Genomic DNA, 13,751 nt, shown 5'->3' on the forward strand with positions numbered 1-13,751 from the left:
GGGTGAAGTTGAAATTTTATAATGAAATCATTGGCACTTCAATGAAAAGTAATTGAGAATCTTCTGAAGCATTGACAATAAATTTCTCTGTTTGAGTAACTTCAATAGCATCACGTGTTTTTAATATTTGGTCATTAATAATCACATTCCCAAAAATATTCATAACATAAACACCATGATTTTTACTTTTTAATGTATAACTATAAGTTTTATCCTTATCTAAATCTATTCGAGACAAAGTAGCATCTTGGTAGATTTTTAAACTCCCTTCATGGTTCTCTTCAATAGAAGACACAAGGGTTTGAAGCTTATTTTTTCGATCTTCCTGATTAAATTTTTTCTGATCATAACGTGGTTCTACATTCTGTTTATTTGGAATGATCCAGATTTGAAATAAACTTAAGTGCTCTTGAACCGAACCATTAATTTCAGAATGTTGAACGCCTTTTCCTGCAGACATGACTTGTACTTCTCCTGGCAGAATAGATTGCCATTCGTTATGCATAGAATCGCGATGTTTTAATTCGCCTCCTAGTGGAATAGTAATAATTTCCATATTATCATGCGGATGTGTGCTAAACCCCATTTTTGGCGCAATTATATCATCATTTAATACTCGTAATGCGCCAAAGTGTATTTTATTTTCATCGTAATAACTTGCAAAACTAAACGAATGATTTGCTTGTAACCAACCATGGTTTGCAAACCCTCTGTTTTCAGCTTTTCGTAATATCGTTTTCATTTTATTTCCTTTCTATTTTTATCTTATTTTATCTAATAAATTACTTAATTGCTCAGCTTCAACTTGAGTTAAATTTTTAAGTAAATCATCTCTATGTGTTTTAGATATTTCTTCTAAAAGCGTTAAACCTTGATTGGTTATCTTAATATGTACGACACGTCTATCAGTTGGACAAGGAATTCGTTCTATGTAATGTTTTGCGCAAAGCTTATCCATTAAACGCGTAGTGTTTGGCGCTCTTTCTATCATACGCTCTTTAATCGTTTGCACTTTTAAAGCCTCTCCTGCGCCTTTTAATATTCTTAAAATATTATACTGTTGCGGTGAAATACCAAAAGGTTTAAAAAAAGTATTCTGATAACTGCTAATCCAATTTGCAGTATACATTATGTTAAGCATTGCTTTTACTTTATTATTTGGAAAAGCAGAATTGATATCTTTAGATAAGTCACCCATTATATTACATTTTCGAAAATTGTCACTTGTTTTGATAACTCTTCATACAATTCTTTATTAGTGATCTTTCCGTCAGAAAAATTATCATTAAAAGATGGTAAAGAAAAATCAGCAACTATATTTCCTCCCATAAAAGGAAAACGTCCTTTAGCAATTCCCAAAACTGTTGATCCGCCTCTACCTCCAGGAGAAGTAGCCATAAGCAACATTGGTTTATTATTCCATAGTTTTCCATCGATACGAGACATCCAATCAAATATATTTTTAAAGACTGTAGTATAAGCTCCATTATGCTCTGCTAATGACAACACTATACCGTCTGAATTTTTAATCTTATCTAAAAACAGTTGTGCATTATCTGGAATACCATGCGCTGTTTCATAATCAATACTATAAAGTGGTAATTCAAAATCATTTAAATCTAAAACTTCAACTTGTACTCCACGAACTTGATTGGCTACATAAACAGCGAATTGTTTATTAATGGATTGCTGACTACTACTACCAGCAAAGGCTATGATCTTTTTCATATTAGTTTTGTGCTTTTTTGTTAAAAATATATGATATTATTAATAGAATCAACGCAATTAACGCTCCCATTTGTTCCCCATCTCCTATCATATAATGTGCGAAAAACGCCAAAATAAAAGCAAAGAAAAAACCAGCATAAGCCCACTCTTTAATAATATTAAACTTCGGATTCCAAATGGCAAATAACCCTAATAATTTAGCCACTGCATATGGATAAATGATATACGCTGGATAACCAAAATTGATAAACATTTGTGAAACATCATCATGCTTAAAAAAATACATGCTCACAGAATACAACATTAATAGCGTAAGCAATCCTGTTGCTACATAAAAGATAATTTTATTCTTTTTCATAATTATAATTTTTGTTTAGTGATACAAACTTACAATAAATTATTTTATATTCCTAGGAATATATTTCCATGTAATATTATTTAACAAAACATTCACTTTTAATACAAGGTTTGGTTTTGTAAATTCGTAGCAAATAATTCTTATTTATGGATATCAATTTCAACAAAAACGAAGATCACAATAAATTACTAGTTTCAGAATTAACTAAACGTCTTTCTAAAGTTAAACTTGGAGGAGGGCAAAAACGCATCGATAAGCATCATGCAAAGGGAAAAATGACCGCTCGTGAGCGTATAGATTACTTACTCGATAGTAAATCTAAAAGCATAGAAATTGGTGCATTTGCAGGTGAAGACATGTATGCTGAACACGGAGGATGCCCTTCAGGAGGTGTCGTTGTAAAGATTGGCTATATTAAAGGAAAACAATGTATAGTAGTTGCAAATGATGCTACTGTTAAAGCTGGAGCTTGGTTTCCTATCACAGGAAAAAAGAATTTACGTGCTCAAGAATTATCTATAGAAAACAAATTACCAATAATTTATCTTGTAGATTCTGCAGGTGTGTATTTGCCAATGCAAGATGAGATTTTTCCAGACAAAGAGCATTTTGGCCGTATTTTTAGGAATAATGCTGTCATGAGCAGTATGGGAATTACGCAAATTTCAGCTGTTATGGGAAGCTGTGTTGCTGGTGGTGCGTACTTACCAATTATGAGTGATGAAGCCCTTATCGTTGACAAAACAGGAAGTATTTTTCTAGCAGGAAGTTACTTAGTAAAGGCTGCAATTGGAGAAAGTATTGACAACGAAACTCTTGGTGGTGCGACAACACATTGTGAAATTTCTGGTGTTACAGACTACAAAGCTAAAGATGACAAAGATGCTCTAGATACTATTAAAAATATTATTGATAAAATTGGTGACTATGATAAAGCAGGATTTAATAGAACAAAAGCCATAAAACCAAAGGATAAGCCTGAAGACATTTATGGAATTATACCTAAAAGTAGAGCAGATCAATACGATATGTATGAGATCATAAAACGCCTTGTAGACCATTCTGAATTTGATGAATATAAAGCAGGATATGGAAAAACAATTATCACAGCTTACGCCAGGATTGATGGCTGGGCTGTTGGTATTGTTGCCAATCAGCGAAAATTAGTTAAAACCAAAAAAGGAGAAATGCAATTTGGAGGTGTTATTTATAACGATAGTGCTGATAAGGCCACTCGTTTTATTGCCAATTGCAACCAAAAGAAAATTCCGTTAGTCTTTTTACAAGATGTTACTGGATTTATGGTCGGGAGTAAAAGTGAGCATGGTGGTATTATTAAAGATGGTGCAAAAATGGTAAATGCTGTAAGTAATTCTGTAGTTCCAAAATTCACCATTGTTCTAGGCAATAGTTATGGTGCAGGAAATTATGCCATGTGTGGAAAAGCTTACGACCCAAGACTTATTGTGGCTTGGCCTAGTGCCGAATTAGCTGTTATGAGTGGAAACTCAGCTGCTAAAGTATTATTGCAAATTGAAAAAGCATCTTTAGAAAAGAAAGGTGAAAAAATTACAGCTGAAAAAGAAGCTGAACTATTCAATAAAATAAAAGACAGATATGACAATCAAGTCTCTCCTTATTATGCTGCAGCACGAATTTGGACTGATGCAGTTATAGATCCTTTAGATACTAGAACATGGATAAGTATGGGAATTGAAGCTGCAAACCACGCTCCTATCGAGAAGAAATTTAACCTAGGCCTTTTACAGGTTTAGGTTTATAACAAAAAAAGGAATGCTTAAGCATTCCTTTTTCCTCAATTAAAATTACTAAACTAAACTTTAATCTTCGCTATTATATCATCACCTTTATTCTTGTTTAGTCTAATAACTTTAACATCTTTCATTTCATTTGGCTTACCGTAATTCTTAAATGTCGAAACTTTTAAAAAGGTTGGCGCTTCATTTTTATCAACGGCATTATCATAATTTACTTTAATATAATAATCGCCCACTTTTGCGTTTCTTAGTGTAAATTCTTCAGGTCCAAAAGTCCCTTGAACATCTAAAGTTAATGTTCCTCCTATTTGAGTTTTAGGATAGCTATAAAAACACATTTCTAATAATGGATCGATAACCTGCAAGTCTAAATCTGCATTTTCACGATTCCAATCTAAAACAATTCTCAAATCATATTTTGCATTTTCAGAATGAGAGTTATTCATTGCTTTTTTATTAATCCCACTATTTTTTTGCAATATATTATTCACTTCTTTTCTTACTATTTGCTGCATACTTATCACTTCATTAGTTGCTGGACTTGATAGTGTTTCATCTAAATTATCGAATAAGAGACTGTTCAGTAAATCAAAAGCACGTTGTGGTTTATTGGTTTCAGCATACATTAAAGCTAAATCTCTAAACGACTGAGAATCTTCAGGTCTCAGCTTTAAAACATTCAGATAGACAGAACTTGCCAGATCATATTCTTTAGCTTCTTCTAATTTATATGCTAAAGCCTTTAATAATTCAACATTATCTGGTTCAACTTGTAAAATGTAGTTTAATATGGCCTTCGTTTGGTTTTTAGCATTCCATTTAAAAAAATAGCTAAAGACATCAGCATAATAAGCTGGGTCGTCTTGGTGCATTACTCTTTGGTTTAGAAATATATCATAAGCCTCTTGAGCAGAAGTTGCTGAAGAATAAGCTCTCATATAACTTGCATTACTTTTAATATTCTTCACTTTCAAACTTCCTGAATATACTTTTAGTTTATTTAAAGCTTTGGGTTCAATTTTTTTCTTTTTAATTCCGCCTTTAGTTGTAATAACCAAAACACCATTACTAGCATCACTTCCATATAAAGCGGCACCATTAGCACCTTTAATTACATTAACAGATTTAATTGAATTTGGGTTTAATGCTTCTAAAAAACTCCCATTACTTATCACACCATCAATAACTATCAAAGCTGCATTATCGCTTAACAGTGAGCGTGAACCACGTAAATAAACTTTTAATCCGCTAGAAGATCTAACAATTTGAAGTCCGCTAACTTTTCCTGAAAGGCTTTCAATAATATTTGGATTATTTGCCTTAACCAACGCTTCGCTATCTACCACTGTATAAGCAGAACTTATTGCGTCTTTGTCTCTTTTAAGTCCTAAAGCCGTTACAACCAATTCATCTTCCTCATCAACATTTTGTGTCAATATTGTATTGTCATTATTTTTGTCTGATTGCGCTTGAAGTTGAAAAACTGCACAGATTAAGAATATTTGTATAATTGTTTTCATAGTAATTTGGTTTTATTGGTTTACTCAAATTTACAAAGTAATACTACAATATAATGTATTATAATGAGTGAAACAGACTTTTGAATGCGTTAAATGCCCTTTTCAATGAGTAAAGCATATTTTAATGAAGTACAAATAAACTAATCTTTTATAATTGCAATAAGTTCTGGAAGCACAGCAATTGCGGTTAATAAAACCATGTTATTCTTTGGTCTCTTTGCTTCTGTATTTTCTAAAGCTGAAGTTTTTGAAAGTTCTTGTGACGTTATAACTTTTGAACCATTTGGGTTTCTAATCATTATGACTGTATTTTCTATATCTTCCTTATAATTTTCATTTGCATAGTTATAAGCCAAAGTGATGCCGTCGTTTGTTTTTGAACTTAGATGTGACGAAAAATCATTAATAACATTAAGCAGTTTCTTTAAGCTCTTAGCAGAAGTTTGTTCAAGCACAATACCATTTAAATTATTATATGCCACAATTGAAATGTAATCGTCTTCAGAAAGTTGCTCAGAAACATATTTTACAGCCTGTTTTAAAAGAATACCCTCTTCGCTTGTAAAGTTTCTTTTTGTGGTTTCAATTAACAGCGTAATATTATGACCTTCAGAAGGCGAAGCATATTCTTCAACCATAAACGGAATAACATTTTCTATAGTAATTGACTCTGTTCTTATGATTTTTTCTTGCGCTTGTATTTGGATTGTAATCGTTAATACAAATACCATTTGGATTAGTGTTTTCATAAGTTTAGTTTTTAAGTTGGTGTAAACTTATGTGCAATCTTTAATCTATAAAACCAGCAATGTGTGAAGTATACTTTTGAATGAGGGAACTCGTTATTTTATTTTTTTCAAAGTCTTTTGACGAAGCACTTTACCATTAGATGCCTCAGTAAATTTTTCTACGGAATAGATTTTTTTAGGAATTTCAAACTTATTTAAACCTTCAAATACTGAAGAATTCAATTCATTTGAAGGAGCTTCAATAACCAAAATGATACGCTCTCCCAAAGTATCATCTGTTTCTTTACTGATAAAAAAACGAAAAGGAATTTCCTTAGAAAGTTTAGCTTCTAATTGCTCTGGAAATACTTTTACGCCTCCAGAATTAATCACATGATCATAACGACCAAGCCATTCAAAGGCTGTTTCTGAATGCAACTTAACCACATCATTAGTGATTATTTTATTATCAGAAAGGTTCTTAGCATCTATGACTAAGCAATTTCTAGAGTCTTGAGTTATTTTAATATTAGGAAGGGTTTGAAAAAAAAACTCTGAATCAGTAACATTCAAATGGTTTAGTTTTTTTACAGCAATGTGAGTAATGGTCTCTGTCATTCCATAAGTCTCAAAGACATTTGAGTTAATACTTTGAAGATCTGCTTTTAAAGCAGATGACACAGGCGCTCCTCCAAGAATAATAGTTTTAATATTGCTACAATGTGTTATGGTTTTTTGAAGTTGCATGGGCACCATTGCACAAAAATTGTAGGCTTTTTTATAATCAAAAACTGGTATTGAAGCTGGCTCAGTAACATCTAACTCTAGTCCTAAAATTAATGCACGCACAAGCATCATTTTTCCAGCAATAAAATCTGAAGACAAACAATGTAAAGCTTTATCTCCTGGTTTCAGATTAAAAAAATCGCCTGTAGCAAGGGCAGAATGTACCATGGCTTGTTTTTGTAATTTAATCGTTTTTGGTGTTCCCGTTGAACCAGAAGTAGGAACTAAAATATAATCTTTGTCATCTAACCAATCAGTTAAAAAGTTGCCAATAGATTTTTCAAAAGGCAAACCTTCTTTTACATGACTGTAAGCGACTTCCTTTAATTCTTCAAAATTATAGGAGCTACTATTTAACTTAAAGCGATTATGTATTTTATTAAAAGTAGGAATCACTACTCTAAAATTTTATAATCTTCCTTAGGAGGCTCAACGACTTTTCCTACTAGCTTGTCTTTCCAATTTGACCAATTGTATTTTTTAGCTAAGATGAAAAGGATGATAGGAAATACAACAAAAACTGGCATAAAGACATCAAAAAATCCAGCAGATGTTGGGTCTGACATGTCTTTAAGTACAGAATGGGTTTGAAAAGCAGTCCAATCTGCTGTGACTAATAACGCGGTGAATAAATTATTAGCCGCATGAAAGCCTAGAGCTAGTTCTAAACCTTCATCCATAAGTGTCATAATTCCTAGAAATAAACCTGTCCCGATATAGTATACCATTATAACATAGCCTAGTTTCTCTACTTCAGGGTTCGCAATATGCAGCAATCCGAAAACAATAGAAGTTAACAGTAATGGCACCCATTTGTTCTTTGCTAAAACTCCAATACCTTGCATTAAATACCCTCTAAATAAATACTCTTCAAAACTAGTTTGCAATGGTACTAGTAGAATTGCAATAACAGCAAGAATCAAGAAAGGTTTCAAATTAAAATTTATTACATACTCATCAGGAGACAAATAATAATCTAACAATACCAATCCAGAAGAAATAATTCCCCAAAAGAAAAAGACAAACCAAAAGCGTTTCCAATCAATTTTTTGCCTTGATGTCGTTAAATGTGTAAAAGACTGATTATGTAACCATTTTGCTGTCAAAATTAAGAACAATAAGCCTCCAGCAAATGGCAAAAGCATATAGATTAAGTTTTCATTAGATTCAAAAAGTGACATTAAATATTTAACATCATCTAATCTATTTATATCAACTTCAGCCTTCATTCGTTTAGCGAAAATAGCAACAAAATGAGGCATTGAGAAAAGACTAACACCAATAATTGCTAATATCACTCCAATAACATAACGCCACCAATCGTGTAAAACATTAAATGTTTGAGCTATATACATATTCTAAAATTTAAAATTCCAATTTATATTTTTTTGGTATTGCAAGTTACCATTTTTTACTTGTAGCGGACTCTCAAAATTGTTGGTAAATAAACTTCCTGTTCCTAAGCCTTGAGGGTTTTTATTTCCTAAAATGTAAGTCCATTGAGCAACTGCATTCAATCCAACATTACTTTCTAAGGCACTAGTAATCCACCAACCTACATGGTGTTGATTAGCCAAATGAATCCATTCTTGACTCCCTTTAAAACCTCCAACAAAACTAGGTTTTAAAATAATATATTGAGGCTTTATAGTTTCTAGTAAGTCTTTCTTTTTTGTTCCCGAAAATACACCTATTAGTTCTTCATCAAGTGCAATAGCTAATGGTGTGTCTTCGCATAGTCGAGCCATCTCTTGCCACTGACCTTGTTTAATAGGCTGTTCTATAGAATGCAAATCAAATTCAGAAAGTCTTTTTAACTTTTCTAAAGCTTCTGAAGGCTGAAAAGCGCCATTAGCATCTACACGCAATTCTATATCTTTTGATGAAAACTCTTGCCTAATTGATTTTAAAAGGTTCAATTCTGTTTGAAAATCTATAGCGCCTATTTTCATTTTTATACAACTGAAGCCAGCTTCAATTTTATCTTTGACTTGCTGTTTCATGAAATCTTCGGTTCCCATCCAAATCAAGCCATTAATAGGAATGGTATCATCTCCTTGTGTAAATTCAGAAGGAAACAATTCGAATTTATGATTACTTTTTAACGACTTAAATGCCATTTCTAAACCAAACTGAATGCTAGGAAATTCGATAAGTGCTTCTAGCAAAAGATCTAAACCTAAATGAATATTATTGCAAGTCCATTTTAACTTGTCTTCGTAATTAGGGACATCATCAACACTCAAACCTCGTAAAAGTCCACATTCACCAATGCCTTGCTTTTTATTTTCCTCCAGAATAATAAACCACGTTTCTTTGGTTTTAAGAATACCACGAGATGTACCACTTGGGCGTTTAAAATTTAAAATATACTGTTGGTAAGTTGCGGTCATAATTTGCCCAAAAATAGGCAATAAATTTTGTATTTTGCATACCAAAATGGGTTTTGACTTCTCAAAATCTAACAAATAAAAAAATGACAGAATTCCCAGATATCATCCTTTATGCAATTCCGTTTTTTATAGTATCTATGCTATTAGAACTATATGTGACTACCAAAGAGCATATAAAAACCTACGAAACTAAAGATGCCTTCTCCTCTATTGCAATGGGTTTAGGCAATGTTTTTTTAGGCTATTTCAGTAAGGCTTTAGTACTATTATGTTTCTTTTATATTTATGAGAATTTTAGGTTGTTTACCATTCCTGTAGTTTGGTGGAGCTTTATTCTCATCTTTTTTGCTGATGATTTTTCTTATTATTGGTTTCATCGTATTTCACATTCATGTCGATTATTTTGGGCATCGCATGTTGTGCATCATTCGTCACAACATTATAATTTGAGTACGGCTTTGCGACAAACTTGGTCTGGCGGTTTTTATTCTTTTATTTTTTGGTTGTGGTTACCACTAATAGGATTTCATCCTGGAATGATTCTGCTGCAAATGTCTATAAGTTTACTCTATCAATTTTGGATACATACTGAAGCGATTAACAAAATGCCAAAGTGGTTTGAAGCCATAATGAATACACCTTCTCATCATCGTGTACATCATGGAAGTAATCCTTTGTATTTAGATCGAAACCATGCAGGAATCTTAATTATTTGGGATAAATTATTTGGGACTTTTCAACCTGAACTTGACGATGAAAAAGTGATTTATGGGCTCGTTAAAAATATTGACACTTACAATCCTATAAAAATTGCATTTATTGAATGGATATACATGTTTAAAGATGCATTTTCTGGGCATAAATCTATAAAAAACAGATTGCTATACTTAATAAAACCACCAGGTTGGAAACACGATGGCACAGGTACTTTAAGTGACGATTTAAGAGCTAATTGGTTAAAAGACAAAGAACATGGACTTCAAAAATAAAGTCATTTGGATTACTGGAGCCTCTAGCGGAATTGGAAAGAGCCTAGCTATAGCACTTTCTAAGATGGATTGTAAACTCATTCTTTCTGCTCGAAGAACAACAGAGCTTGAAAATGTTAAAACGCTTTGTAAACAACCTAATCTTGTTTATGTTTTGCCTTTAGACTTAGCTGAAATTGATGACATGCCAACACTTACAAACATAGCTGTTACTGCTTTTGGACAAGTTGATATACTTATTAATAATGGAGGTATTAGTCAGCGTTCACCGATTATAGATACATCTATTGAGGTCGACAGGAAGCTCATGGAAATAGACTACTTAGGTACAGTTGCATTATCTAAAGCTTTATTACCACATTTTATAGCGAATCAATCTGGACATTATGTAGTGGTTTCTAGTCTTATGGGAAAATTTAGTTCTTCATATAGATCGGCTTATTGTGGCGCAAAACACGCCCTACATGGCTTTTTTGATGCCTTACGATTAGAGCACGACAAGGACAATGTAAAAGTGACCATGATATGTCCAGGGTTTGTAAATACGAATGTCGCACGAAATGCACTAACTGCTGATGGTACTAAACAAGGCTATCAAGACAACATGACCGAAAACGGATTAGATGTCGAAGTCTTTGTAAAACGAATGATTAAAGCCATTAAGAAAGAAAAATTTGAAGCTTATATTGGTAAGTTTGAAAAATTCGGCGTTTATGTGAAGCGTTTATCTCCCAAACTGCTACACAAACTTGTATTGCGAAGTAAGGTGAGGTAGTTTTTTGTTCTTAATACCTTACAACTCTAAACTCTCTCCTATTTCTAATAACATCAAGTCTTTATTTCTATCAAAAAATTTACGTTTTGCAACTTCTTGGTCAATTTCAATATAACCAAAAGTATCATAGTGGTAACCTAATACTTTATCACATTCTACAAAATCACTTGCCAGAATAGCATCGTCGATACCCATTGTAAAATTATCACCAATAGGAAGAATTGCTAAGTCTAGTGTTGTGTAAAGTGGGATTAGTTTCATATCAAAAGTCAAAGCCGTATCTCCTGCGATATATATATTTTTATGTTCACCTTCAATAACAAAACCACCTGGTTGTCCGCCATAGCTACCATCAGGAAACGAAGATGTATGAATAGCATTAACATATTTCACCATACCGAATTCAAACTCCCAAGAACCTCCATGGTTCATAGGATGACCTTCTAATCCTAACTTTTGAAAATGAGTCACAATTTCATAATTAGAAATTATCACAGCATCTGTTCGTTTTGCAATAGCTTCAACATCAAGGATATGATCTTGGTGTGCATGAGTGAGTAGAATATAATCAGCTTTAAGGGTTTCTATATTAATGTGTGATGCATTAGGATTTGCCGTAATAAATGGGTCAACTAAAATATGTACATCTTCAAATTCAATACCTAAGCTAGCATGGCCATAAAAAGTAATTTTCATAAGCTTAAAATTAAAACAGGAAATTACAAAAAAAACTCAGACATATTGTAGAATTTGTCTGAGTTTTTCAGTCCCCAAAATTGAAGCTAATACCTTAGCTTTCAAAGTTGATAATATTTATCAACTCATTAAATATAAGCATAAATAATTGATTTACAAAGGCTTAATTCTAATAAATAAAAAAATATCGTCTTTTTTATAAGAAATAGATTACAATAAATACCCTATTCCTAAAAGCACAGCAAGAAGAAACGTAGTTAAGGCTAATTTTTTAAGTTCTGGGTCGAGATCTGCTGGATTTTTAGTTTTGGCCACTTTTACCAGATGAATGACTAAAGGAATAAAGGCGACAAAGAATATTAAGTTTAAAGGCTTAGTATAATACAGAATACCAAAAAGAGAAGCAATAATAATAGCAGAAACAATAAGGAAATAGTGATACCATTTTGCTTTTTTACGGCCGAGCTTAACTACTAAAGTGTTCTTATTGGCATTTCTATCTGAATTAATATCTCGCATATTATTAAGGTTAAGTACTCCAGCACTTAACAATCCTAAGACACAAGCCGGTAAAAATACAACATGATCTATTTGCTTACTATAAAGAACATAACAACCAATAACACTAACCACTCCAAAAAAGATAAACACAAAAATATCACCTAATCCTTTATAGCCATAAGCATTATGACCCATAGTATACCTAATAGCGGCATAAATAGCACCCATTCCTAATATGAAGAAAATAAATGTGTGTGCAAAATACTTGACTCCGAATGCAGAGAAGATGAGAGCAAAAGCAAGAATAATACAAACAAGAATATTTATTTTTATAACTTCTAGCATATCTTCTGCAGAAATTTTACCACTTTGCAAGGCTCGTTTAGGACCTATCCGATCTTCATTATCTGTACCTTTTACACCATCACCATAATCATTAGCAAAATTAGATAGTATTTGAAAACTTAAGGTTGTAAAAATGGCCAAAATAAATATTTGCCAATTAAAAAACCCATTATATTCTGCAAAGCTAGATGCCACTATGATTCCAGAAATAGAAAGTGGTAATGTTCTTAATCGTGCAGCTGCAATCCAATGTTTTAAATCAGCCATAAATTAAGGAATCCATTTTTTAGGAAAATTAGGTTTGCGTTTTTCAAGGAAAGCATCTCGTCCTTCTTTAGCCTCATCAGTCATATAAGCTAAACGCGTTGCTTCACCTGCAAAAACCTGTTGACCCACCATGCCATCATCAGTTAAATTCATCGCAAACTTTAGCATTTTTATTGACGTTGGTGATTTAGCTAATATTTCTTGAGCCCATTCATAGGCAGTTGACTCCAAAGCTTCATGAGGAACAACTTTATTTACCATACCCATTTCAAAAGCTTCTTGTGCAGAATAATTTCTTCCAAGGAAAAAGATTTCACGTGCTTTTTTTTGTCCGACCATTTTTGCCAAATACGCTGAACCATACCCACCATCAAAACTTGTAACGTCTGCATCGGTTTGTTTAAAAATAGCATGTTCTTGACTAGCAAGCGTTAAATCACAAACCACATGTAAACTATGTCCTCCACCAACAGCCCAACCTGGAACCACAGCAATGACGGCTTTTGGCATAAAGCGAATTAAACGCTGAACTTCTAAAATATTTAAACGATGATAACCATCTTCACCTACATATCCTTGATGGCCTCTTGCTTTTTGGTCGCCTCCAGAGCAGAAACTCCAAATACCGTCTTTAGTTGAAGGACCTTCAGCAGATAATAAAACAACACCTATACTCGTATCTTCACCAGCATCGTAAAATGCATCATACAATTCTTTAGTCGTTTGAGGTCTAAAAGCATTTCTTACATTAGGTCTGTTGAAAGCTATTCTTGCGACACCATCACACTTTTTATAAGTGATATCTTTATATTCTTTAGCAGTTTTCCAATTTGCTTTATTCATTTTTACTATTTTAGTCAAAAATAAATTATTTTAAATAAAAGCAT

The 13,751-nt window shown here is 32.6% G+C and carries 15 protein-coding genes; 3 read left to right on the forward strand and 12 right to left on the reverse strand.

All coding sequences use genetic code 11. The features are described 5' to 3' along the window. Positions 1-16: 16 nt before the first annotated feature. The 4 genes from ACFS5M_RS08655 to ACFS5M_RS08670 are packed head-to-tail and all read right to left on the reverse strand — an operon-like array spanning position 17 to position 2,086. Positions 17-742, reverse strand: coding sequence for a pirin family protein (locus ACFS5M_RS08655; protein ID WP_183487915.1), 726 nt, complete (start codon positions 740-742; stop codon positions 17-19). 18 nt (positions 743-760) lie between these two features. After that, on the reverse strand, positions 761-1,198 hold the full coding sequence (locus ACFS5M_RS08660; protein ID WP_183487917.1) for a MarR family winged helix-turn-helix transcriptional regulator: 438 nt from the start codon (positions 1,196-1,198) through the stop codon (positions 761-763). Further along, complete coding sequence (locus tag ACFS5M_RS08665; protein WP_183487919.1) at positions 1,198-1,728, reverse strand: NADPH-dependent FMN reductase; 531 nt, start codon at positions 1,726-1,728, stop codon at positions 1,198-1,200. Before ACFS5M_RS08665 ends, ACFS5M_RS08660 begins: the two co-directional genes overlap by 1 nt. A gap of 1 nt (position 1,729) precedes the next feature. Continuing rightward, a complete protein-coding gene (locus ACFS5M_RS08670) occupies positions 1,730-2,086 on the reverse strand; it encodes a DoxX family protein (RefSeq protein WP_183487921.1) in 357 nt (118 codons plus the stop codon). 146 nt (positions 2,087-2,232) lie between these two features. On the opposite strand from ACFS5M_RS08670, the gene ACFS5M_RS08675 reads away from it, so the two are divergent. Continuing rightward, positions 2,233-3,861, forward strand: coding sequence for an acyl-CoA carboxylase subunit beta (locus ACFS5M_RS08675; RefSeq protein WP_183487923.1), 1,629 nt, complete (start codon positions 2,233-2,235; stop codon positions 3,859-3,861). Between the two features lie 59 nt (positions 3,862-3,920). Here the strand turns inward: ACFS5M_RS08675 and ACFS5M_RS08680 are convergent, their stop codons facing one another. From ACFS5M_RS08680 to ACFS5M_RS08700, 5 genes are all read right to left on the reverse strand, one after another. After that, the gene (locus tag ACFS5M_RS08680; RefSeq protein WP_183487925.1) at positions 3,921-5,384 is read right to left on the reverse strand and encodes a TonB-dependent receptor plug domain-containing protein; all 1,464 of its coding nucleotides are present in this window, start codon (positions 5,382-5,384) and stop codon (positions 3,921-3,923) included. 140 nt (positions 5,385-5,524) lie between these two features. Next, positions 5,525-6,133 (reverse strand): hypothetical protein, encoded by a 609-nt coding sequence (locus ACFS5M_RS08685; protein ID WP_183487927.1) that lies wholly within the window; start codon positions 6,131-6,133, stop codon positions 5,525-5,527. Between the two features lie 93 nt (positions 6,134-6,226). Beyond that, positions 6,227-7,294, reverse strand: coding sequence for an AMP-binding protein (locus ACFS5M_RS08690; RefSeq protein ID WP_183487929.1), 1,068 nt, complete (start codon positions 7,292-7,294; stop codon positions 6,227-6,229). Beyond that, on the reverse strand, positions 7,294-8,253 hold the full coding sequence (locus ACFS5M_RS08695) for a CPBP family intramembrane glutamic endopeptidase (protein WP_183487931.1): 960 nt from the start codon (positions 8,251-8,253) through the stop codon (positions 7,294-7,296). The genes ACFS5M_RS08690 and ACFS5M_RS08695 overlap by 1 nt, the downstream gene beginning before the upstream one ends. Before the next feature lie 3 nt (positions 8,254-8,256). After that, entirely contained in the window at positions 8,257-9,291 is a 1,035-nt protein-coding gene (locus ACFS5M_RS08700; protein ID WP_183487933.1) for an o-succinylbenzoate synthase, read from the reverse strand. An 83-nt stretch (positions 9,292-9,374) separates the two neighbouring features. Between ACFS5M_RS08700 and ACFS5M_RS08705 the strand changes: the two genes are divergently transcribed. Both ACFS5M_RS08705 and ACFS5M_RS08710 read left to right on the forward strand, forming a co-directional pair. After that, positions 9,375-10,280, forward strand: a complete 906-nt coding sequence (locus tag ACFS5M_RS08705; RefSeq protein ID WP_183487934.1) for a sterol desaturase family protein — start codon at positions 9,375-9,377, stop codon at positions 10,278-10,280. Further along, positions 10,264-11,055, forward strand: coding sequence for an SDR family oxidoreductase (locus ACFS5M_RS08710; protein WP_183487935.1), 792 nt, complete (start codon positions 10,264-10,266; stop codon positions 11,053-11,055). Before ACFS5M_RS08705 ends, ACFS5M_RS08710 begins: the two co-directional genes overlap by 17 nt. Before the next feature lie 18 nt (positions 11,056-11,073). On the opposite strand, the gene ACFS5M_RS08715 is transcribed toward ACFS5M_RS08710, so the two are convergent. From ACFS5M_RS08715 to ACFS5M_RS08725, 3 genes are all read right to left on the reverse strand, one after another. Next, the gene (locus ACFS5M_RS08715) at positions 11,074-11,751 is read right to left on the reverse strand and encodes a metal-dependent hydrolase (RefSeq protein WP_183487936.1); all 678 of its coding nucleotides are present in this window, start codon (positions 11,749-11,751) and stop codon (positions 11,074-11,076) included. Positions 11,752-11,961: 210 nt separating this feature from the next. Continuing rightward, positions 11,962-12,864 (reverse strand): 1,4-dihydroxy-2-naphthoate octaprenyltransferase, encoded by a 903-nt coding sequence (gene menA / locus ACFS5M_RS08720; RefSeq protein ID WP_183487937.1) that lies wholly within the window; start codon positions 12,862-12,864, stop codon positions 11,962-11,964. Between the two features lie 3 nt (positions 12,865-12,867). Continuing rightward, positions 12,868-13,707, reverse strand: coding sequence for a 1,4-dihydroxy-2-naphthoyl-CoA synthase (locus ACFS5M_RS08725; RefSeq protein ID WP_183487938.1), 840 nt, complete (start codon positions 13,705-13,707; stop codon positions 12,868-12,870). Between the last annotated feature and the right edge of the window lie 44 nt (positions 13,708-13,751).

Origin of the sequence: Lacinutrix iliipiscaria, from assembly GCF_042686125.1 — a bacterium.
GTDB classification, from domain to species: Bacteria; Bacteroidota; Bacteroidia; order Flavobacteriales; family Flavobacteriaceae; genus Oceanihabitans; species Oceanihabitans iliipiscarium.